This is a genomic window from Roseibium sp. AS2, assembly GCF_038900065.1.
Taxonomy (GTDB): domain Bacteria; phylum Pseudomonadota; class Alphaproteobacteria; order Rhizobiales; family Stappiaceae; genus Roseibium.
Genome location: NZ_JBBMQN010000001.1, coordinates 796805 through 818354, shown reverse-complemented (window position 1 = coordinate 818354; position 21550 = coordinate 796805). Strand labels below are relative to the sequence as shown.

Here is a 21550-nt window from a genome sequence, read left to right as displayed (position 1 = left end):
CGGCAACGGTTCCGTTAACGGGCAAACGAATTGTGCAGTTTTACGCAGGACACCACCCAGGGCATCGCGGAAAACAACGCCTGAAACCGGTGTGAACAGACCCGCATGACCCGCGGGAACCTCATTTTGTGATCTTCGTCACACTTTGGCTGCGCATGTTTGTTCGCACCCTGGGGCGTACTGTGCAGATTTCTGCACATAGCCATATTTCACGAGACCCAAAGAATCGTCGGTTCAGGCAATAAAATCAATGAGTTGATGATTTTTCGGCAAACTGGCACACCCGTTGCAATTCCCTTGGTATCGGCGCCACACACCAACGGCGCCCCGGAATTCAGGCAATATCGCATTCAGGCAACATCGCCTTCAGATGCCAGCAAGGAGTACTGAAATGTCCAACATCGCTTACATCACCGTCAAGGGCGCAACCCAGGGCGACATGACAGCCGACGCAACCACCGCCGACAGCATCGGCAACCTGTGGCAGGAAGGCCATGAGGGCCAGTCCCTCGTGTACCACTTCGAGCAGAACGCCGTTGTTCCGCGGGACCCGCAGTCCGGGTCCATCATCGCCACCCGCCGCCACATGCCGACCACCTTCATGAAGCCGGTCGACAAGGCCACGCCGCTGCTGTGGCAGGCTCTGGCCACTGGCGAAGCCCTGGAAATCGAAGTCCATTTCTGGCGCACCGCAACGACCGGCGTCCAGGAGCACTACTACACGATCAAGTTCGAGGACGCGGTTCTGGTGGAAGGCAAGACGATCCTGCCGGACGTCACCGACGACAAGAACGCCTCGCGCGGCGACACCGACAAGTGGTCCTTCACCTACCGCAAGGTGGAATGGACCCACGAAAAGGCCGGCACCAGTGCTTCCGACGACTACCGCGCTCCTGTGACCTGACTTCTGGTCACCTGATCGCCAGGACTGACTTCAAAACGAAATTGGGCCGCTTTCTGCGAAGCGGCCCATGCAGCCGGCAGGACGCCCCTCCCGCCGACTGGAACCGCCCGGCCCTGCACCGGGCGGTTCGTCCCGTTCCGGCGCGCGGATAGTTCTCGCGCGCGGATACGGACGCCGCCGGGCTTCAGAAGACTACGGGCCGCTGCTGCTCCTTGCTCCACCGCCAGTCCGGCTCGCCGAAGCAGGTGACGCCACCTTGGTCGCGCCTGCGCGGGCTGCAGGATGTCCAGTCGCGCCGACCCTCCAGAAGCTCGCAGCCGGTATCTGAAAGAGAGAAGACCGTCTTGCCCCGGTTGGCATGGTCGAGACTGCTGCCGTCGTCGAGGACCGCGGGTGTTCCGGCGTCCCGCAGGCGGAGCAGCGTTCCGAGAAACATCAGGTCGCCGTGATAGGGCAGCGGGTCGCTTTCGCTCATGAACTCCCTGAAAATCTCTCCCCAGGGACGCGGGCCGTTGCCGAGGATTTCCAGAATGATCTGCTCGGTGAAGGACAGGCCGTTCTCAACGGAGGGCAATTCCGCCAGATAACGCAGGATGGCACCGCCCAGAAACGGCAGGGGACCACTTCGGCCTGCCAGCTCGAACAGGGGCAGCGGCGTCGGCGCGCACAGGGCGGTCCAGGCTTCGCGCGCCTGTGCAAAGGCGGAAACCGGCACCGGCTGGCGCAGGTCGTACATGTGCCGGAGCGCGGCCGGCGACAATTGGCCTATCCCGATGAATTTCGATATGCCGGGAAACCTGTCGACTGAGATCAGTTCGATCTTCCTGCGGTCCGTGGCCGTCTCCTGCAACATCGCAAGCAGTCTGGCGAGCAACAGCTGGTCATAGGGGTCGTGTTCGAACCACAGGGCTATCCGGCCGTATTTGCCGGCGTCGCTGATCCGGTGCTCGGCAGTGCGCAGCCTCTCAAGGTTGCTTTCATGGGATTCGCCGGGATATTCGGACGCGATGAAACCGGCGCGGGTCTCCAGCGAGCCGCGGCCACTGGTGACGGGTCCCTGGCAGATGGGATCAGCGAACATGAGAAAATCGCCGGCGAAGCCCGCGCGGGTCAAGGCGGCCTCGATGTCGTTGCCACAGCGCACATGCAGGGTCGGCAAGTCGGCGTCGGGCGCGCGGTGACGGGCTTCGATCGCGTTGCGTGCGGCGTCGATCCGCTCGACATGGCTCTTCAGCGCCGGCCAGCTGGCAACACCCGCCTCGCGGGCGATCGTCAACTGGGCATCGGTCAGCTTGAGTGCGGCAAGATCCAGCGCACTGTACCTGGGGTGATGTTTGCGCAGGCGCGCAATCGCGGCGTCATCACCGGCGCGGACCGCGTTTTTAAGGTCCTTTGCCAGCCGTTTCTGCCGGTCGAGGTCAAGCGACAGGTCGGTGGGGCTCAAAAGGGGAAGGGTTTGCGCATCGCGCATCTGGTCGGTCATGGCGACTCCCGGGCTCGGTTGTCATCCAGCGTCCGCATCTCCGGAACGAGCGGGTGTCAATCGTGGTGAGCGCGGGGCGCGCTCTGGACGTCTGGGCGTGGACACCTTTCCGCGGACCGGAGGCCCCGCCCGGGGCCTTGTCGCACGATAATCGGCACCTCCTGAGTTCGCAACGCGAAAAAAAACGGCCCGGATTTCCGGGCCGCCTGATCGTTTTGCAGATGGGTCTTCAGAGGATGCTCTGACCGGTCTTGGCCCAGTCGGCGAGAAACGCATCGAGGCCCTTGTCGGTCAGCGGATGCTTGACGAGGCTCTTGAGCGTTGCCGGCGGCACGGTGACGACGTCCGCGCCGATGATGGCGCAATCCTTGACGTGGTTGGCGGTGCGGATGGACGCCGCCAGGATTTCCGTGTCGAAGCCGTAATTGTCATAGATGACGCGGATCTCGCGAATCAGTTCCAGCCCGTCGATGTTGATGTCGTCGAGGCGCCCGATGAAGGGGGAGATGAAGGTCGCGCCGGCCTTGGCGGCGAGCAGGGCCTGGTTGGCCGAGAAGCACAGCGTGACATTGGTCTTGGTGCCGTCTTCCGTGAGCTGCTTGCAGGCCTTGAGACCATCGAAGGTCAGGGGCAGCTTGATGACCACGTTGTCTGCAATGGCGCGCAGGACATGGGCTTCCTTCATCATGGTATCGAAATCGGTCGCTGCGACCTCGGCGGAGACATCGCCCTCGGTAATGGCGCAGATTTCTGCGATCACTTCCTTGAAGTCCCGGCCGGATTTGGCGATCAGCGACGGATTGGTGGTGACGCCGTCGAGAAGACCGGTGGAGTCCAGTTCCTTGATGTCCGCTGTGTCGGCGGTGTCGACGAAAAACTTCATGAGTGTCTACTCCCTGTGGGGTGCCCCTTATCCAGCCTGGCGCCGGTTGCCGGAAGCGCTGTCCCGGGGCAGGGGCCAAACGTTTGCATGGTCAGCCGCGCTTTCTTTACCCTAGGATGATGACAAGAAGAACCCCTGATTCTCCGGTGGACGAAATTTTTGTGGTACGTACCTCAGAGCGGCCCGCTCTTGAACGCCGCATCCGGACAGGTGAAGTCTTGCACCTGTCCGGACCGCTTTCCGCGAGGTGCAAGTTGGCTCGGACCAGGCGTTGAGGATCATAAATTCCGTGCTGTTTGACGACCCAGACCACCAGGAGACGATTGCCAGCGTGCTGGTCCCGGTCGCCGTGGCCGGTGCCTATACCTACAAGGTCCCGCCCGGAAAAACCGTCGTGCCGGGCACCATCGTCAAGGTGCCGCTCGGCCCGCGCGAGGTGATCGGCGCCGTCTGGGACATCGAACCCGACGCGGCGATCAATCCCAAGAAGCTCAAGACGATTTCGAGGGTTTATGACACCACGCCGCCGCTGGACGACGATCTGCGCCGCTTCGTAGACTGGGTGGCCGGCTGGACGCTCGGAGCGCCCGGCATGGTCCTGCGCATGGTGCTCAGGTCGGAAGAAGCGCTGGAGCCGGAGGCCCCCGTTCAGGGGGTGCGGCGCAAAGAGGGCGCCGAACCGGAGCGGATGACCCCGGCGCGCGGGCGCGTGCTGGCAACCATGGAAGACGGTTTTGCCTGGACGAAAAGCGGCCTTGCCCATGCGGCCGGGGTCTCGGCCTCGGTCATCGACGGCCTGTTGAAGCAGGACGTGCTGGAGGCGGTGCTGATGCCGGCCGCGCCGCCGCCGCCCGTGCCGCAGCTCGACTTCGCGCAGAAGCAACTGACGCCTGCCCAGCAGGCGGCCGTGGACGGGCTGATCGGGAGCTTCGACAAGGGCGGCAGTGTCGCCCTCATCGACGGTGTCACCGGGTCCGGCAAGACGGAAGTCTATTTCGAGGCGATCGCCGAGGCGCTGCGGCGCGGCCGGCAGGCCCTGGTGCTGCTGCCGGAAATCGCGCTGACCGAACAGTTTCTGCGCCGCTTCGAACAAAGGTTCGGCGTCTACCCGGCCGAGTGGCATTCGCAGATCACGGCCAAAAATCGTGTGCGCGTCTGGCGCGGCGCGGCCTCGGGCGATGTGCGTGTGGTCATCGGGGCGCGATCCTCGCTGTTTCTGCCCTTCAGGGAACTGGGTCTGATCATCGTCGACGAAGAGCATGACGCGGCCTTCAAGCAGGATGACCGGGTGCCTTACAGCGCGCGTGACATGGCGGTCGTGCGCGGGCATCTGTCCGGGTTTCCGGTTGTCCTGGCCTCGGCAACGCCGTCGGTGGAAAGCATGGTCAACGCGGATGTCGGTCGCTACAGCCTGCTGGAACTGCCCGAGCGGGCATCTGGGGCCGCCCTGCCGGACCTGAAAGCCATCGACATGCGCCAGGAAGGACCGGAGCGCGGCCGCTGGATGGCGCCGGAACTCGTGCATGCAATCAAGGACACCTTTGCCGCGGGCGACCAGTCGCTGCTGTTCTTGAACCGGCGCGGCTATGCTCCGCTGACCCTGTGCCGCACCTGCGGCCACCGGTTCCAGTGCTCCCATTGCAGCGCCTGGCTGGTGGAGCACCGGTTCCAGAAAAAGCTCGTCTGCCACCATTGCGGCCACAACGAACCTGTCCCGAAGGCCTGCCCGTCCTGTCAGAGCACCGACAGTCTGGTTGCCTGCGGACCGGGCGTTGAGCGGATCGCCGAGGAAGTTTCCGATCTCTTTCCCCAGGCCCGCGTGCTGGTCCTGTCCTCCGACATGGCCGGAGGTCCGGAGCGGCTCAAGCGGGAGATGAAGGTCGTCGAGGAGGGCGGCGCGGACATCGTCATCGGCACCCAGCTGGTCGCCAAGGGGCACAATTTTCCGAAGATGAAGCTTGTCGGTGTGATCGATGCCGACCTGGGACTGGCCCATGGCGATCCGCGCGCGGCGGAAAAGACCTTCCAGCTTCTGGCGCAGGTCACCGGCCGCGCGGGCCGCGTCACCGGAGGCGGCAAGGGCATTCTCCAGACCTACAACGCCGACCACCCGGTGATCAGGGCCCTGCTGGGCGGCGACAAGCACGCGTTCTACCGGGCCGAGATCGACGCCCGCCGCGCCGCCGGCCTGCCGCCGTTCGGCCGGCTGGCCGCCGTCATCGTCTCCGGACCGGACCGCGCGTTCGCCGAAGGCTTTGCCCGTGCGCTCGCCCGCGCCGCCCCGCCGGAGCAGGCGGTGACCCTTCTGGGGCCTGCGGAAGCCGCGCTGGCCATGGTGCGGGGCCGCTACAGGTTCCGGCTCCTGGCCATGGCGCCGAGGCAGTTCGATCTGCAGGCCTATCTGCGCGGCTGGCTGGCCGCGGGCCCGAAACCGTCCAGAGGGCTGCGCCTGCAGGTGGACATCGATCCCCAGCATTTTCTTTAGGACGATCGCGCGGATCCCGCCGCCACGCTGCGTTGATGCCGGCACGTCGACATGGCATCTTTTTACCTGTTTCCACGCAGGGAGAGATACTGATGGCGTACATTCAAGGGTTCCTCGCGCCGGTGAAGACGGCAAAGAAGGCGGAGTACAAGGACATCGCCGAACGATCCTGGGCGCTGTTCAGGGAATACGGCGCCCTGGGCTGTTGCGAGGGCTGGGGAGACGCGGTGCCGGACGGCGAGGTGACCTCCTTTCCGATGGCGGTCAAGAAGGAACCGGATGAAACGGTGGTGTTCTCGTGGATCGTCTGGCCCGACAAGGATACGGCCGATGCCTGCGCCGCATCGATGGAGAACGATCCGCGCTGGGAAGAGGCCATGCCTGCGGCCGGCGGGGTGATCAGCCTGCAGCGGATGATGTTCGGCGGCTTCGAGCCGCTCATCCGGTACTGAGCTTCCACAGACTTGCCATGCGGAAAAGAGCTCCCGCGGGACGCGTTCCGGACCGGCCTGACCGGCCCCGTGGCAAAATACCGTCTAAAGGTTTATGATGGCGCCGAGCCATTGATTGAAAAGGCTTTTTGGAGGCCGCCTGCAAAAAACACCGAGGAATCGGCAAGAACAGTCATTTGGCGAAGTTGCACACTTAGAAACCCTGTGCTAATTGAGGCGCGGCTTTGGGGGCAGCGGTTTAACCGTCATACCTTCTGACCTTGAAATCATTCATTTTTTCAATGTCTTGCGGGCGCTAGCCGCCTGGCGGGCTTGAAAAAAGTCAGAGAGCACGGACCTGGTGACTGACAACGTATCTCTCGTATCCGGCGTGGCAAAACGTTACGCCTCCGCCCTTCTCGGCCTTGCTGAGGACGAAGGCGTAACCGCTGACGTGGAACGGGATCTCACCGCTTTCGAAGGCATGATTGCCGAAAGCGACGATCTCGACCGTCTGGTAAGAAGCCCTGTATTCAGCGCGGAGGAGCAGCTCGCAGCGCTTTCCGCCCTTCTGGACAAGGCCGGTATTTCCGGTCTCGCTTCGAATTTCGTGAAGCTGGTCGCCCGTAACCGGCGCCTCTTCGTACTTCCCGACATGATCAAGTCGTTCCGCGTTCTGCTTGCCGAGCAGCGGGGCGAGGCAACTGCTGAGGTGACGTCCGCCACGGCCTTGTCCGACGAACATGTCGCTGCCCTGAAAGAAGCGCTCACCGCTTCCACGGGCAAATCCGTAAACATCGCAGCGACAGTCGATCCTGCCCTGATCGGTGGCCTTGTGGTCAAGGTCGGCTCCCGCATGATCGACACGTCTCTGCGTACCAAGCTCAATTCACTCAAGTTCGCGATGAAAGAGGTCGGCTGATGGATATTCGGGCCGCGGAAATTTCCGCAATCCTCAAGGATCAGATCAAGAGCTTTGGCCAGGAAGCCGAAGTCTCCGAGGTCGGTCAGGTGCTCTCCGTCGGTGACGGTATCGCCCGTGTTTACGGTCTGGACAAGGTCCAGGCCGGTGAGATGGTCGAGTTCCCGGGTGGGATCAAGGGCATGGCCCTGAACCTGGAAACAGACAATGTCGGTGTCGTTCTGTTCGGCTCCGACCGTGACATCAAGGAAGGCGACACCGTCAAGCGGACCGGCGCCATCGTGGAAGTTCCGGTCGGCAAGGGTCTGCTCGGTCGTGTTGTCGATCCGCTCGGCAACCCGCTCGACGGCAAGGGCCCGATCGAGGCGACCGAAAAGCGCCGCGTCGACGTCAAGGCACCGGGCATTCTGCCGCGCAAATCCGTGCACGAGCCGATGTCCACCGGATTGAAGGCCATCGATGCGCTTATCCCGGTCGGCCGCGGCCAGCGCGAGCTGGTCATCGGCGACCGTCAGACCGGCAAGACCGCGATCCTTCTGGACACCTTCCTGAACCAGAAGTCGCTGCATGCCACCGACGATGAAAACGCCAAGCTGTACTGCATCTACGTTGCGATCGGCCAGAAACGTTCCACCGTCGCCCAGTTCGTGAAGACACTGGAAGACGCCGGCGCGCTGGAATACTCCATCGTCGTCGCCGCGACCGCGTCCGACGCCGCACCGCTTCAGTACCTGGCACCGTTTGCCGGCTGTGCGATGGGCGAGTTCTTCCGCGACAACTCCATGCACGCAGTGATCGGTTATGACGATCTGACCAAGCAGGCCGTTGCCTACCGTCAGATGTCCCTGCTTCTGCGCCGCCCGCCGGGACGTGAAGCATTCCCGGGCGACGTCTTCTACCTGCACTCCCGTCTGCTGGAACGTGCCGCGAAACTGAACGAAGACAACGGCAGTGGTTCGCTCACGGCTCTTCCGGTCATCGAGACCCAGGGCAACGACGTGTCCGCGTTCATTCCGACCAACGTGATCTCGATCACCGACGGTCAGATCTTCCTGGAAACGGACCTGTTCTACCAGGGCATCCGTCCGGCTGTGAACGTCGGTCTGTCGGTGTCCCGCGTGGGCTCTTCTGCTCAGATCAAGGCGATGAAACAGGTTGCCGGCCCGATCAAGGGTGAACTTGCGCAGTACCGCGAAATGGCGGCCTTCGCCCAGTTCGGCTCGGATCTCGACGCCACCACCCAGCGGCTTCTGAACCGCGGTGCACGCCTGACCGAACTTCTGAAGCAGCCGCAGTTCTCGCCGCTGAAGACCGAAGAACAGGTTGCTGTCATTTACGCCGGCGTGAATGGCTATCTTGATACGCAGCCGGTTGATCGGGTTCGCGACTTCGAGGAAGGCCTGCTTCTGTTCCTTCGTGGCGAGCATCAGGACCTGCTCGACGCAATCTGGGAAAAGAAGGCTCTCGACGACGAATTGACGGGCAAGCTGAAAGCTGCCGTCGACGCGTTCGCCAAGAACTTCGTTTAAGACCACACGCCGGGATAAGGAGCAGGGGCGGCCATGCCGAGCCTGAAGGACTTACGAACCCGCATCGCTTCCGTGAAGGCGACGCAGAAAATCACCAAGGCCATGCAGATGGTGGCCGCGGCGAAACTGCGTCGTGCTCAGGAGGCTGCGGAGGCAGCGCGCCCCTATGCGGAACGCATGGGTGCTGTGCTGGCCAACATCGCGGTGGCTTTCGAAGGCCGTGACGACGCCCCGAAGCTGATGTCCGGCACCGGCAAGGATCAGGTACATCTCCTGCTCGTTGCCACTGCCGAACGCGGGCTGTGCGGTGGTTTCAACACCAACATTGCCAAGTTGGCCCGGATCAAGGCCCGCAGCCTGATCAAGCAGGGCAAGACGGTCAAGATCATCTGTGTCGGCAAGAAGGGCTACGACGCCCTGAAGCGGGAATTCGGCCAGTATGTGATCAAGACGGTCGATCTGCGCGACGTCAAGAATGTCGGCTTCTCCGACGCCGATCCGATCGGACGTGAAATCATCACGATGTTCGAGGATGGCGAGTTCGACGTCTGCACGCTGTTCTATTCGACCTTCAAGTCCGTAATCGCACAGGACCCGACCGAACTTCAGCTCATTCCGGCTCACTTCGAGAGCACGGAAGCGGATGCCGGAGCGGGGTCCAACGCGATCTACGAATACGAGCCGGATGAAGCCGAGATCCTTGCGGATCTGCTGCCGCGGAACATTTCCGTTCAGATTTTCCGGGCGCTTCTGGAAAATGCCGCATCCGAGCAGGGCGCACGTATGTCCGCAATGGACAACGCCACCCGCAACGCCGGCGAAATGATCGACAAGTTGACGATCAACTACAACCGCCAGCGGCAGGCGCAGATTACGACGGAACTGATTGAAATTATCTCGGGCGCGGAAGCGCTCTAGAGCATCCTGTGTCGGTAACGGCACAGACGACGATGCTCGAAAACATCAAAATCGATCAACTTTTCAGCTTTCACGTGAAGGCAGGTTGATCTAACGGGTTCGAGACGAGGATTAGGGATATGGCTGACAAAACGGTCGGACGGATCACCCAGGTCATCGGCGCCGTTGTCGACGTCAAGTTCGATGACCATCTGCCGCTGATCCTGAATGCTCTTGAAGTGGACAACCAGGGCACGCGCCTGGTGCTTGAGGTTGCTCAGCACCTTGGTGAAAACACCGTGCGCACGATCGCGATGGACTCCACCGAGGGTCTGGTGCGCGGGCAGGAAGTGGTCGACACCGACGGCCCGATCGCCGTGCCGGTCGGCGATGGCACGCTGGGCCGCATCATGAACGTGATCGGCGAGCCGGTGGACGAAGCCGGCGAGATCAAGTTCGAGGAACGCCGCGGCATCCACCAGGAAGCTCCGGAATTCATCGAGCAGTCCACCGAGGCTGAAATCCTGGTGACGGGCATCAAGGTCGTCGACCTGCTGGCGCCTTACGCTAAGGGCGGCAAGATCGGCCTGTTCGGCGGTGCCGGCGTCGGCAAGACCGTTCTCATCATGGAACTGATCAACAACGTCGCCAAGGCGCACGGCGGTTACTCCGTGTTCGCCGGCGTCGGCGAGCGGACCCGTGAAGGCAACGACCTTTACTGGGAAATGATCGACTCCGGCGTGAACAAGGAAAGCGGCGGCGAAGGCTCCAAGGCGGCCCTGGTTTACGGCCAGATGAACGAGCCTCCCGGAGCGCGTGCCCGTGTTGCCCTGACCGGTCTGACCCTCGCGGAACATTTCCGTGACAAGGGCCAGGACGTTCTGTTCTTCGTGGACAACATCTTCCGCTTTACCCAGGCCGGTTCCGAAGTGTCCGCGCTGCTCGGACGTATCCCGTCCGCTGTGGGCTACCAGCCGACGCTGGCGACCGACATGGGCGCGATGCAGGAACGCATCACCACCACCAACAAGGGCTCGATCACGTCCGTGCAGGCCGTTTACGTTCCTGCCGATGACTTGACCGATCCGGCACCGGCATCGACCTTTGCCCACCTGGACGCGACCACGGTTCTGAACCGTTCGATCGCTGAAAAAGGCATCTACCCGGCTGTGGATCCGCTGGACTCCACATCGCGCATGCTCGATGCCCGCATCATCGGTGACGAGCATTACGAGACCGCGCGTGCCGTGCAGGTGACCCTGCAGCGTTACAAGGCGCTTCAGGACATCATCGCCATCCTGGGCATGGACGAACTGTCTGAAGAAGACAAACTCTCCGTTGCCCGTGCCCGCAAGATCGAGCGCTTTCTGTCCCAGCCGTTCTTCGTGGCCGAGGTCTTCACCGGTTCCCCGGGCAAGCTGGTTGCCCTGGAAGACACCATCAAGGGCTTCAAGGGCCTGGTGGAAGGTGAATACGACCATCTGCCGGAAGCTGCTTTCTACATGGTCGGTTCGATCGAGGAAGCTATCGAGAAGGCTCAGAAGCTGGCAGCGGAAGCCGCCTAAGGTCTGGAAACGGCCGGGCGCCCCGATCGGCGCCCGGTTCCTCATGTCCGATGGCCCGTTCATCGGACTTCAAGACTGACAAGGAAGACGCCAAATGGCTGAACTTTTCCAGTTTGAGTTGGTCTCGCCTGAGCGCCAGCTGCTCTCCGAACAGGTGACCGAGGTCGTGGTGCCCGGCGCCGAAGGCGAGTTTGGCGTTCTGAAGAACCATGCCCCGTTCGTCTCCACGATCCTGCCGGGCATCCTGAAGGTCAACCGGGAAACCGGTGGCTGGGACGAGTATTTCGTTCGCGGCGGTTTCGCCGATGTTGCTGCAGGCGGATTGACCGTGCTGGCCGAGCAGGCTGTTCCTGTCTCGGAAATCAGCCGTGAGCAACTCGCCCAGGCCATCAAGGACGCGGAAGAAGACGTCGCCGACGCCAGGGATGACGATGCCCGGCAGAAGGCCGAGATGACGCTTGGCCAGTTGAAGGATGTCGTCGAGGCCCTCAACAAGGCCTGACCGGCACGATTGTGTTGTGATTGACTTTCAAGACGCGGCTCGCTGGCGGGCCGCGTTTTTTTGTGCCTGGATACCGTGCCTGGATACTGGCGACGAGGCCGGAGCTATTGCATGGAAACCTGGCAGACGGGTGCTTCGTCGAAGAACCTGTAGCCGTTCCGGCCGCTCTTCTTGACCATGTAAAGAGCGATGTCGGCGCGTTTGATCACCGAGCTCACGTCGATTGACTCACCGGTCAGTTGGGCGATGCCGACGCTGACACCGATGGTCACTTGCTTTCCGCTCAATTCGAACGGCATCTGGAGGTTCTGGACGATCCGGTCGGCGATTTCGCTGGTGAACGAAACGCCGGAACCCGAGCGGCTCAGGATGATCGCGAATTCGTCACCACCCAGACGGGCAACAAGATCCGAGGACCGTACGCAATCGCGCAGGCGCTGCGCGACCAGCTTGAGCATTTCATCTCCGGCATCGTGGCCATAGGCGTCGTTGACCGGTTTGAAATTGTCCAGGTCGAGCAGCATCAGATCGCCTTCGCACTGGAGCGCGGCAACCTTTCGAAGAGTATCCTCGAGCGTTGCATTGAAAAGAGTGCGGTTGGCCAGCCCGGTCAGCGTGTCGTGATGGGCGGCATACTCGATCTTTTCAACAGCCTGTTCCCGGGTCGTCACATCCTCATGGGTGCCGATCCAGCCACCGGCGGGCAACGGCGTTTGAATGACACTGATCACTTTGCCATTTGGATGTTTGAATTTGGATCGGACGACGTCGCCGGCCGAAAGCCGCGTCATAAGGTCCATGACGTGATCGTGGACATTGCCCTTGAATTCACCGCGGACTTTCTCGGCTTTGACAAGCTCGGTTATCGAAACGCCCGCTTGAACTTCGCCCTCGGGCTTGCTGAAAAGGTCGACATACTGCTTGTTCCACAGTGTCAGGCGGCCCTGGGCGTCGAAAACGCTCACGCCCTGACGCATGTTGGCAAGAACGGCATCCAGTTCTTCCCAGCGGTGGCGGGCTGTCCGTTCGTTTTCGGCAAGCAGTTTTTCCAGAAGCTTGCGGTCGGTTATGTCGTAGAAATTGTGGATCAGACCACCGGACGGCAAGGGTGTGCTGCGGGTTTCGATATAGACGCCGTTCGCGGTCTGCCGTTCGAAAACCTGGGCTGTGGTCAGATCGTAGAACGAATACCGTTCCTGCGCGAGCGCATCGATGTCGCCGGGGCCATAGTCCCCGCGTTTCGCATTGTGGGTGAAGAAATCGTACAGGGCGGGGCGCCCGTCGGTGAATTCTTGCGACACGTCCAGAAGCCGGCGAAACTCGTCGTTGCTTGATTCAAGCCTGAGGTCCTTGCCGTAATAGGCAATGCCGCCGGGAAAATGATCGAATATCGTCTGCAGCGTGTCCGCTTGCTGTTTCGTCTCGGTGATGTCGGTCAGGGAAACGACGACGCCAGCCTGTCCGGGCGCGTGGTCGATATCGGCAATGGATTGCGCGTTGAGGCGCAGCCAGACAGGTTCTGACTGCCCGCACCGGCTCAGCTTCACAAGGCGGTTCTTGATCTTTTCAGGTTCCCGAGCCGCGAGCATCAACGGGTTCAGATCCACGGCCGGGTCCGGGGCCGGATGTGAAAAGTCAAGGTCGAGATCCTGGACGGCCTTGCCCTTCAGATCTTTCTGATTGCCCAGCAGGGTGGCGGCTGCCGGGTTGAACGCCTGAATCCGCCCCTCCTGATCGAGCAGGAGAATTCCTTCGGTAAGGGCTTCAAGCGTGGCACGGTGCACAGCTTCGGAGAGGCGGACCGCCTGGTCGGCAAGATTGCGTTCGGTTATATCCTGGAACGCACCAACCAGCCGGGACACGGTACCGTTTTCGAGGATCGGACGTCCGACAGCCCGCACCCAGGTATGCCGGCCCTTGGCAGTGATGAAGGGGAGCTCCAGGTCCCAGCCGATACCTTCCTTGATGCCCCGATTGACGGCTGTCGTTATCTCATCCCGGTATTCTTCAGGGTAAAAGGAGAGCGCGGTTTTGACATCCGGTTGAAAACCGCTCTCGACCTCATGAATCTCACAGGTCTTGTCGGTCCAGGTCACGACATTGGTGTTCAGGTCGATTTCCCAGCCGCCGACACCCGAAACGCTCGTGACTTCCTGCAGGAGATCGTGTTTTCCGGCGGCCAGCTTCTGGTGCCGTTCCATTTCGATCAGGGTCTGCTGGTTCTGAACACTGAACCGGTGTGCCTTGATGAGACCTTCCACGGCGGTTGCAAGCCGCCGGAGCTGCTCAAGCTGTTGCCGGGTGGGAATGCGCGGTTTTGTATCTATCACACACAATGTGCCGAGCCTGTTGCGGCCGTCTATCGACAAGGGGCAGCCCGCATAAAACCGGATATGCGGCTCACCGGTGACAAGCCGGTTGTTCTTGAAACGATCATCCGTTTCCGCGTCGGGAACGACAAAGATGTCATCGCTCAAAATGGCGTGCTGACAAAAGGAAGCACTGCGCTCGGTTCCCTCGGCATCCAGGCCGTAGCGGGCCTTGAACCATTGTTCCTCCACATCGACCAGCGCGATGAGACTGATGGGGCAGTCCAGGATGCCGGCGGCGGCTTCAACAACCGCATTGTATTCGGGCAGGCGTTCGGAGTGGAGAATCTGAAGTGCGCGCAACGCTTCGATGCGTTCCCGTTCGTGTTTGCCCTGCACAATAGTCATGTAGCTGGTTTCCTCGAAGCCTTGGCCCCGGAGTAGTAGTAATTTCCCTTACAAGGTAAGGTTGGAGCTCAAAATAAAAGATTAACTTCAAGGGAAATCTGAAGTAAATTGCAACTTTTAAGAAAAGAAAAAATAAAATCGTATTATGACAGTATTTTCAATGAAAAAAGATTGTGTTTCCTGATATTTTTACTGATGAGGCATGTTCGGGGTTGAGCAGCCTAAGAATGAAAAACCACAGTCCGTCCCGGGGTAGCGAAGACCGGGCGTGCTCCCCGGCCAGATGATGGAGAGCCGCGCGCCAACAAAAAACCCGGTCGCGAGACCGGGTTTGAAGGTACGCGGCAGACCCGCGGATAACTGCATTTGTTTCAAGCAGCTTTGATTGTCAGGCTGCGCGCCGGAAGGACAGGCTCATGCCGCCACCGGACCGGTTGCGACGGCGCTCTTCCGGCGGAATGTAAACAATGGCGCTGTGCTCGGTGCAGTAGGACACGCCCGCTTCAACGCGCGTGTTGCACGGGAACACGTAGTTGCCGGAGTCGCCCTCTGCCCATTTGCAGCAGCCCGGACGCGGGAGAGACAAGTCAGCCATGATGTTTTCCTTTATTCTTTCTAACCAAGCGGCAAAAGCGCTCGAGCATCCTCCGGTAGGAGAGGATCCGAACAGCTTTTGTCAGAAATCGGATGTAATCAGCGCCCGGGACGTCATCCGTTGTCCACCCGCAAGGGTGCTCTTCAGCAAGCGCAGGCCTTACATAAGCGGCACGTCACAAAAATGCAATAGAATAGCTGGCAATTCCGGCCTGCGCACAGTGCATACCGGGTTAACACCCCGTTATCATTCCATGATTGTTGGTGTTTATTCAGCTGCCTTGCCGATCTTCAGGCAACCGGCCCCCGGCAGCTCTCAATGCTTCCGGTGTATCAAGGTCAAGTCTTGCCGCAACGCCGATTTCAACCTCCGTCACGAAACCTGGATTTTCGGCAATGACATGCCGGGCGCCGACATCGCCGCTCAGGTTCTTCAGGGCGCTGAAAAACCGGCGGTCCCAAAGGACGGGGTTGCCGCGTTTGCCGTCCGCCGTCGCCGTCGCGATCAGGCAAGACCGGCTGCCGCGATAGGCGGACACGAGTTTGCCGAGCGCATCTGCCCCGATGCCTGGCATGTCCCCCAGGAGAATGATCACGGCGTCGATATCCGCAGACAGGGCGTTCACTCCGGCGCGGATCGACCCGGACATGCCGTCGGCGAAGTCCGGATTGTGCACCAGGGTCACATCGAGATCCGCGACCCGGGCCGCGATGTCCTCCGCCAGATGACCGGTGACGACGATGGTTTGCGTCAGCCCCGCGCCGCAGGCAGCCTCGGCCGCGTGCCGGATCAGCGGTTTGCCGTCCAGCGTGGCAAGAAGCTTGTTGGGACCGCCCATGCGGGATGACTTGCCCGCGGCAAGGACAAGCGCGGCGATCTTGGGCGCGCTGCCCGAGCGCTTGGCTTCCCGCGGCTGAGGCCGGGTTCCGATTTCCATCAGCAATCCTCCCACACCCATCGCGGTTATGTCGCCGGGTGTCACCTCGAGCCCGGCCAGCAGCCGGTCGAGTACCCAGTCGAAGCCGTTTTCCTTCGGGCTGCGGGCACATCCCGGAGCGCCAAGTACGGGGACGCCCGACAACTCGGCAAGCATCAGCAGATTGCCGGGATCGACTGGCATGCCGAGATGCCGCACCGTGCCACCGGCCCGGTCGACGGCCGCGGGCAGAACGTCCTGCCGGTCGATCACGGCGGAGGCACCGAACAGGATCAGGAAATCGGCCCCCTGCCGGATCAGCTCGGTCATGGCCTCGGCAACGGCTTCGGCCTCGTGCGGCACCCGGGTCTCGCGGAACACGGAACTGCCGCTCGCGCGCAACCGCTCTTCCAGCACCCGGCGGGTCTTGTCCATCGTGGCCGTCTTCAGATGCGCAAGCCGGGTTGCGACCAGTCCGACCCGGCGCGGCTTGAAGGGCGCGATCCGCACCGCCCCCTCGAGCGCTCGCTCGGCGGCCGCGATGAGGGCGCCGGGAAGCGCGAAGGAAATGATCTTCGCGGTTGTCACCATCCGTCCGGCACCGACCTTGCTGAAATTGGCAAGGGTGGCGAATGTGATTGCCGGGTCGATGCGATTGGCGGCCGTGACGGCGTCCGCATCGACAACCAGCAGTCCGTCACAATCCGCATAAAGGTTCATGCGTCCGGTGAAGGCGTCATCATGACTGAGCCCGGGCCCCATCGCTGCCATGGCCAGCCGGCCGGCAGCCTCGTCCTCACCTGTATCGCCCGGTTCGAGCCGGGCAACCACCAGGGTGCTTACGCCCGAGGCGGCGAGATCCGCGCAGTCCTGCCCGGTCAGGACATGGCCTTTTTTCAGGACGCGTCCGGGCAGCGCCGTCTTGTGTGCGAGAATGCAGCCGGGCGCCTGGTCCATCGGACACGGGCCGAACTTCATGCGGCTGCTCCCGGCCCCTTGCGCAACGCGCCGATGACGGATCCGAGCACGGCGACAGCGATTTCCTCGGGCGACGCCGCGCCGATATCAAGGCCGATCGGGGCGTCGATCCTGCCGCAGACGGACGGATCGAGCCCGGTTTCGGCGAAGCGCTCCAGCCGCTTGCCATGGGTTTTGCGGCTGCCGAGCGCGCCGACGTAGAAACAGCCGGTCCGGAGCGCCTCGATCAGCGGATAGTCGTCGATCTTCGGATCGTGGGTGACCGCGGCGACGGCGGTAAACGTGTCGAGCGGCGTTTCCCTCAAGACGTCTTCCGGCCATTCGGCTTTCAAGGTGCCTTCCGGAAACCGCGCCTCCGTGGCGAAGGCCGTTCGCGGATCGATGACCGTCACATCAAGGCCGGCGATGGCCGCCATGGGCACGAGTGCCTGGCTGATATGAACCGCGCCGATGATGACGAGTCTCGGTGCCGGCACCGACACGTTCAGAAAGACCTCGCCGGTGCCGGTCGTGACCATGCCCGACTTGCCGGACCGGAAGCGCCGGTCGAAGTCCCCGGCCAGCGCGTCGGCACTGAAGTCGTCCGATTGGCGCACAAGCCGCTGGGCACCGCCGGGCATCTCCGTCACGACAATGGTCGCGCGCCGTCCGGTACGGGCTTCGTTCAGCTCCTTGAGCAGGGAAAGATCCATGAGGTCAGGTCCGGTCCGTTGCCAGCTTGAGGCCGAGACTGACGAGCAGGGACCCGCCCAGCCAGCGTGTCAGGTCCTGGAACCTGGAGGACCGGGTGAGCCGCTTCTTGACTTCAGCGGCGAAGAACACGGTCACCAGGTCGGCCGAGGTGAAGGCGAAATTGACGATTGTCCCCAGCAGCAGGAACTGCACCCAGATCGGCAGACCGGCGTCCGGGCTGACGAATTGCGGCAGAAAGGCAATGAAGAACACCGCGACCTTCGGGTTGAGAATTTCCACCAGAATGCTGTCGGCAAAGGCGCGGTGCGCGGATTTTCCGGGCAACTCCGGAATGGGCCCGGCTGCCACCCGTGTCCGGATCATCTGGATGCCGAGAAACACCAGGTAGCCGCCTCCCACCAGTTTCAGGGCGAAATAAAGCGTCGGCACGGCTGCGAAAATCGCCGACAGTCCGAACGCGGCTGCCAGCACGTGGACATAACAGCCCAGGTGGATGCCGGCCGCGGCCATCAGCCCGGCGCGCTGACCGCGTGATATCGTCTGTGCGGCGGTGTAAAGCAGGGCGGGGCCGGGCATGTAGGCGAACAGGACGGTCGCGGCGGCAAAGGCAAGCATGGTTTCGATTGTCATCAGAGCGGTTCCGGTTCAGATTACGGGTTCGACATAGACCCGGATCCGGCCGCCGCACGACAGGCCGACACGCCAGGCTGTCTCGTCGGCGACTCCAAACTCGAGAGTGACCGGTTTGCCGGTGTCGATGACATCGATGGCCTCGGAAACAACCGTACCTTCCACACAGCCGCCGGACACCGACCCCTCGAAATTGCCGTCCGCGTCGATGACCAGATGCGCGCCGACCGGCCGCGGTGCCGATCCCCAGGTTTCGATCACGGTCGCAAGTGCGACCTGCCGCCCCGATCCGCGCCAGTCCTCGGCGGTTTTCAGGACGTCGGCAACGGCTGGGGCGCCGGATGAAGCGCCAGTTGAGTCATCAGGTGAGGCAAGGGTGGCTGGCATGGTTTCGTCCCTGAAGTTCGGACGATCAATATAGACCTTTCTGCAGGCGATGAAAGAGACCGGAGAACAGAAACGGCGCCCGCAGTGGCAGGCGCCGTTGACAGTGTTAGCAGCTGTTGTCGCCGGGGTCTTATTCCGCGGCGATGCGCAGAGCCGGCGCGGCGCTCAGCACGGCGCCGTCGACATGGGACTCGAAGGCTTCGAAGTTGCTGACGAACATTTCCACCAGCTTGGCGGCCTGCAGGTCATAGGCATCCTTGTCGGCCCAGGTCTCGCGCGGTGTCAGCATCCGGGCGTCGACACCGGCGACGGACACCGGAACCTCGAAACCGAAATTAGCGTCGGTCCGGAAGTCCGCGTCTTTCAGGTCGCCGGAAAGAGCTGCCTGCAGCAGGGTGCGGGTGGCCTTGATCGGCATGCGTTGTCCCGTGCCGTAGGCGCCACCGGTCCATCCGGTATTGACCAGCCAGCAATCCACACTGTGACGGGCGATCAGGTCTTTCAGAAGGTTGCCGTATTCGGACGGGTGCCGTGGCAGGAACGGGGCTCCGAAACAGGTGGAGAAGGTTGCCTGGGGTTCGGTGACGCCCTTCTCGGTTCCGGCGACCTTCGCGGTGTAGCCGGACAGGAAGTGGTACATGGCCTGGGCCGGGGTCAGTCTGGCGATCGGCGGCATCACGCCAAACGCATCGGCGGTCAGCATGATGATGGTCCCGGGCACCGGCGCGCGGCCGGTGGGACTGGCGTTGGAAATGAAGTGGATCGGATACGCCGCGCGGGTGTTTTCCGTCTTCGAGCCATCGTCGAAATCGGGAACCCGGTTCTCGTCGAGCACGACATTTTCAAGAACGGTACCGAAACGCTGGGTCGTGGAATGGATCTCCGGTTCCGCTTCGGCCGACAGCTTGATGGTTTTCGCGTAGCAGCCGCCCTCGAAATTGAAGACGCCGTTTTCACTCCAGCCGTGTTCGTCATCGCCGATCAGCGTGCGGGAGGGATCGGCGGACAGGGTTGTCTTGCCTGTGCCGGAGAGGCCGAAGAAGACCGCCGTATCGCCGTCGTCACCCACATTGGCCGAGCAATGCATGGGCATGACGCCCTTGGCCGGTAGCAGGTGATTGAGCATGGTGAAAACCGATTTCTTCATTTCACCCGCATAGGACGTCCCGCCGATCAGGATGATCTTCCGGGTCAGGTCGCATGCGATGACCGTTTCGCCCCGGCAGCCGTGGCGGGCCGGATCGCCCTTGAAGCTCGGCAGGTCGACGATCGTCATGTCCGGCGCGAAACCGGCCAGATCACCGCTCTCGGGCCGCAGCAGCAGATTGCGGATGAACAGGGAATGCCATGCATACTCGGTGTAGACGCGCACCGGCAGCCGGTGTGCAGCGTCCGCGCCGCCGTAGAGATCCTGCGCGAACAGCTCCCGGCCCTCGGCATGGTCGAGGAAATCGGCCAGCAGCAAGTCGAACTGGTCACGGGACATCTGCCCGTTGTTGTCCCACCACACCGTGTCCCTTGTTTCCTCATCGAGGACGACGAACTTGTCCTTGGGCGACCGGCCGGTATGGGCACCCGTGTCTGCGACGAGGGCACCGCCTGCGGTCAGCCGGGACTCGCCGCGGGAAATCGAATATTCGTAAAGCGCAGGCTCGTTCTGGTTCCAATAGAGCGCCTTCAGGCCCTTGAAGCCGAAGATCTCGCTGCCAATAGAGGGGTTCCTGACGCCAACTTCTTGCATTTTCCCGCAGTCCTCGTGATGTGGGCTTGTCTCTTCGCCACCGGAGAAAGTTAAGAAAGACTGAATCCGGCTGTGAGGGCTGCGAACGTAGTGGAATGACTATGGGGCAGCAAGTCTGCCAAAGGGGCTATGTCCTTGTTAAATCGATTAAAAAAACCCTTTAAATTGCCAATGATTAATTTGGACGTCGAACTAAAAACCGAAACCTTCGAATTGTTCGTTATGGTGATTGAAGTGAAAGAAAATGAGTTTATTTCGCGTCGCCAGAGGGCCTGCGCCGCAGGTTGACGGTCCGGGTGCAGGGGTTACGGTGTGAGGCCGTCTTGAATTCGTCCACATCGAACCCCACCACTGAGGCCGCTGGGCAGTCTGTTGAGCCAGTATGCGGCAGCAGACCCGCCGACCGCCGGGTTTGCCTTAATTTATGCGCATTTAGCAGGCCAAAGGCTGTGTGTTACATTAATGCTGGTTAACCGATGCACACCATTCGGTGCGTTGCCGGAAATGGAAAAACAAAGCATGCCGACAATTGCTCTGGTCGATGACGACCGCAACATTCTGACTTCGGTCTCGATCGCATTGGAAGCCGAAGGGTATCGCGTCCAGACCTATACGGACGGCACATCCGCACTCGACGGTCTGCAGAGCGATCCGCCGGAATTGGCGATTTTCGACATCAAGATGCCGCGTATGGACGGCATGGAGCTGTTGCGCCGCCTGCGCCAGAACTCGGATCTGCCGGTGATATTCCTGACGTCGAAGGACGATGAGATCGACGAATTGTTCGGTCTGAAAATGGGCGCCGACGATTTCATCCGCAAACCCTTTTCGCAGCGGCTCCTCGTCGAGCGCGTCCGCGCCGTGCTGCGCCGCGCGCAGCCCAAGGATGCCTCCGCTCCGCGCGACGACGCCGACAAGCTGCTGGAACGCGGCCAGTTGCTGATGGACCAGGAACGGCATACCTGTACCTGGAACAACAAGCCGGTGACGCTGACGGTGACGGAATTCCTGATCCTGTCCGCGTTGGCGCAGCGTCCGGGCGTCGTCAAGAGCCGCAATGCCCTGATGGATGCGGCCTATGACGATCAGGTCTATGTGGACGACCGGACCATCGACAGTCACATCAAACGCCTGCGCAAGAAGTTCAAGGTGGTTGACGACGACTTCGACATGATCGAAACCCTCTATGGTGTCGGTTACCGCTTCCGGGAGGCCTGATAACGATCCGGGTGGTCTCCGGCGTACTCCGGCAGGGGGTGTGCTGGAGGAGAACCCGGGTGGCGATGTCGCCG

The 21550-nt window shown here is 61.7% G+C and carries 18 protein-coding genes; 9 read left to right on the top strand and 9 right to left on the bottom strand.

Annotation, left to right across the window (positions count from 1 at the left end; translation table 11 throughout):
* Window positions 1–391 precede the first annotated feature (391 nt).
* Window positions 392–904 carry an Hcp family type VI secretion system effector gene (locus WNZ15_RS03730; RefSeq protein ID WP_342891585.1) on the top strand — a complete coding sequence of 171 codons (513 nt, stop codon included), beginning with the start codon at window positions 392–394 and terminating at the stop codon, window positions 902–904.
* Between the two features lie 184 nt (window positions 905–1088).
* Here WNZ15_RS03730 and WNZ15_RS03725 read toward each other — a convergent pair whose 3' ends face one another.
* Both WNZ15_RS03725 and fsa read right to left on the bottom strand, forming a co-directional pair.
* Window positions 1089–2387, bottom strand: a complete 1299-nt coding sequence (locus WNZ15_RS03725) for a DUF1835 domain-containing protein (RefSeq protein WP_342891584.1) — start codon at window positions 2385–2387, stop codon at window positions 1089–1091.
* Between the two features lie 229 nt (window positions 2388–2616).
* A complete protein-coding gene (gene fsa, locus WNZ15_RS03720) occupies window positions 2617–3270 on the bottom strand; it encodes a fructose-6-phosphate aldolase (protein ID WP_342891583.1) in 654 nt (217 codons plus the stop codon).
* A gap of 289 nt (window positions 3271–3559) precedes the next feature.
* Here fsa and WNZ15_RS03715 point away from each other — a divergent pair, with 289 nt between their 5' ends.
* The 7 genes from WNZ15_RS03715 (at window position 3560) to WNZ15_RS03685 (ending at window position 11601) form a co-directional block, all read left to right on the top strand.
* Complete coding sequence (locus WNZ15_RS03715; RefSeq protein ID WP_342891582.1) at window positions 3560–5755, top strand: primosomal protein N'; 2196 nt, start codon at window positions 3560–3562, stop codon at window positions 5753–5755.
* Between the two features lie 92 nt (window positions 5756–5847).
* Window positions 5848–6207 carry a DUF1428 domain-containing protein gene (locus WNZ15_RS03710; RefSeq protein ID WP_342891581.1) on the top strand — a complete coding sequence of 120 codons (360 nt, stop codon included), beginning with the start codon at window positions 5848–5850 and terminating at the stop codon, window positions 6205–6207.
* Window positions 6208–6547: 340 nt separating this feature from the next.
* Window positions 6548–7108 (top strand): F0F1 ATP synthase subunit delta, encoded by a 561-nt coding sequence (locus tag WNZ15_RS03705; protein WP_342891580.1) that lies wholly within the window; start codon window positions 6548–6550, stop codon window positions 7106–7108.
* Complete coding sequence (gene atpA / locus WNZ15_RS03700) at window positions 7108–8637, top strand: F0F1 ATP synthase subunit alpha (protein WP_342891579.1); 1530 nt, start codon at window positions 7108–7110, stop codon at window positions 8635–8637. Before WNZ15_RS03705 ends, atpA begins: the two co-directional genes overlap by 1 nt.
* A gap of 33 nt (window positions 8638–8670) precedes the next feature.
* Complete coding sequence (locus WNZ15_RS03695; protein WP_342891578.1) at window positions 8671–9555, top strand: F0F1 ATP synthase subunit gamma; 885 nt, start codon at window positions 8671–8673, stop codon at window positions 9553–9555.
* 110 nt (window positions 9556–9665) lie between these two features.
* Complete coding sequence (gene atpD / locus WNZ15_RS03690) at window positions 9666–11099, top strand: F0F1 ATP synthase subunit beta (protein WP_342891851.1); 1434 nt, start codon at window positions 9666–9668, stop codon at window positions 11097–11099.
* 94 nt (window positions 11100–11193) lie between these two features.
* The gene (locus WNZ15_RS03685) at window positions 11194–11601 is read left to right on the top strand and encodes a F0F1 ATP synthase subunit epsilon (RefSeq protein ID WP_342891577.1); all 408 of its coding nucleotides are present in this window, start codon (window positions 11194–11196) and stop codon (window positions 11599–11601) included.
* Between the two features lie 104 nt (window positions 11602–11705).
* On the opposite strand, the gene WNZ15_RS03680 is transcribed toward WNZ15_RS03685, so the two are convergent.
* The 7 genes from WNZ15_RS03680 to WNZ15_RS03650 all read right to left on the bottom strand — a co-directional run bounded on the left by WNZ15_RS03680 (window position 11706) and on the right by WNZ15_RS03650 (window position 20258).
* Entirely contained in the window at window positions 11706–14318 is a 2613-nt protein-coding gene (locus WNZ15_RS03680; protein WP_342891576.1) for a PAS-domain containing protein, read from the bottom strand.
* Window positions 14319–14706: 388 nt separating this feature from the next.
* The gene (locus WNZ15_RS03675) at window positions 14707–14913 is read right to left on the bottom strand and encodes a hypothetical protein (RefSeq protein ID WP_342891575.1); all 207 of its coding nucleotides are present in this window, start codon (window positions 14911–14913) and stop codon (window positions 14707–14709) included.
* Between the two features lie 271 nt (window positions 14914–15184).
* Window positions 15185–16807, bottom strand: coding sequence for a molybdopterin-binding/glycosyltransferase family 2 protein (locus WNZ15_RS03670; RefSeq protein WP_342891574.1), 1623 nt, complete (start codon window positions 16805–16807; stop codon window positions 15185–15187).
* On the bottom strand, window positions 16804–17499 hold the full coding sequence (locus tag WNZ15_RS03665) for an XdhC family protein (RefSeq protein WP_342891573.1): 696 nt from the start codon (window positions 17497–17499) through the stop codon (window positions 16804–16806). Before WNZ15_RS03665 ends, WNZ15_RS03670 begins: the two co-directional genes overlap by 4 nt.
* A 4-nt stretch (window positions 17500–17503) precedes the next feature.
* Window positions 17504–18133: a LysE family translocator gene (locus WNZ15_RS03660; RefSeq protein WP_342891850.1), complete on the bottom strand. Its 630-nt coding sequence runs from the start codon at window positions 18131–18133 to the stop codon at window positions 17504–17506.
* A 12-nt stretch (window positions 18134–18145) separates the two neighbouring features.
* Window positions 18146–18517, bottom strand: coding sequence for an XdhC family protein (locus WNZ15_RS03655; RefSeq protein WP_342891572.1), 372 nt, complete (start codon window positions 18515–18517; stop codon window positions 18146–18148).
* 130 nt (window positions 18518–18647) lie between these two features.
* The gene (locus WNZ15_RS03650; protein ID WP_342891571.1) at window positions 18648–20258 is read right to left on the bottom strand and encodes a phosphoenolpyruvate carboxykinase; all 1611 of its coding nucleotides are present in this window, start codon (window positions 20256–20258) and stop codon (window positions 18648–18650) included.
* Between the two features lie 519 nt (window positions 20259–20777).
* Here WNZ15_RS03650 and WNZ15_RS03645 point away from each other — a divergent pair.
* On the top strand, window positions 20778–21476 hold the full coding sequence (locus WNZ15_RS03645) for a response regulator transcription factor (protein ID WP_342891570.1): 699 nt from the start codon (window positions 20778–20780) through the stop codon (window positions 21474–21476).
* The last annotated feature ends 74 nt before the right edge of the window (window positions 21477–21550 follow it).

Excerpts from the sequence above, each read along its gene's own strand:
- WNZ15_RS03730 (WP_342891585.1), top strand. The coding sequence starts at position 392 with ATGTCCAACATCGCTTACATCACCGTCAAGGGCGCAACCCAGGGCGAC.
- WNZ15_RS03725 (WP_342891584.1), bottom strand. The coding sequence starts at position 2,387 with ATGACCGACCAGATGCGCGATGCGCAAACCCTTCCCCTTTTGAGCCCC.
- fsa (WP_342891583.1), bottom strand. The coding sequence starts at position 3,270 with ATGAAGTTTTTCGTCGACACCGCCGACACAGCGGACATCAAGGAACTG.
- WNZ15_RS03710 (WP_342891581.1), top strand. The coding sequence starts at position 5,848 with ATGGCGTACATTCAAGGGTTCCTCGCGCCGGTGAAGACGGCAAAGAAG.
- atpA (WP_342891579.1), top strand. The coding sequence starts at position 7,108 with ATGGATATTCGGGCCGCGGAAATTTCCGCAATCCTCAAGGATCAGATC.
- WNZ15_RS03695 (WP_342891578.1), top strand. The coding sequence starts at position 8,671 with ATGCCGAGCCTGAAGGACTTACGAACCCGCATCGCTTCCGTGAAGGCG.
- WNZ15_RS03685 (WP_342891577.1), top strand. The coding sequence starts at position 11,194 with ATGGCTGAACTTTTCCAGTTTGAGTTGGTCTCGCCTGAGCGCCAGCTG.
- WNZ15_RS03680 (WP_342891576.1), bottom strand. The coding sequence starts at position 14,318 with ATGACTATTGTGCAGGGCAAACACGAACGGGAACGCATCGAAGCGTTG.
- WNZ15_RS03675 (WP_342891575.1), bottom strand. The coding sequence starts at position 14,913 with ATGGCTGACTTGTCTCTCCCGCGTCCGGGCTGCTGCAAATGGGCAGAG.
- WNZ15_RS03670 (WP_342891574.1), bottom strand. The coding sequence starts at position 16,807 with ATGAAGTTCGGCCCGTGTCCGATGGACCAGGCGCCCGGCTGCATTCTC.
- WNZ15_RS03665 (WP_342891573.1), bottom strand. The coding sequence starts at position 17,499 with ATGGATCTTTCCCTGCTCAAGGAGCTGAACGAAGCCCGTACCGGACGG.
- WNZ15_RS03655 (WP_342891572.1), bottom strand. The coding sequence starts at position 18,517 with ATGCCAGCCACCCTTGCCTCACCTGATGACTCAACTGGCGCTTCATCC.
- WNZ15_RS03650 (WP_342891571.1), bottom strand. The coding sequence starts at position 20,258 with ATGCAAGAAGTTGGCGTCAGGAACCCCTCTATTGGCAGCGAGATCTTC.
- WNZ15_RS03645 (WP_342891570.1), top strand. The coding sequence starts at position 20,778 with ATGCCGACAATTGCTCTGGTCGATGACGACCGCAACATTCTGACTTCG.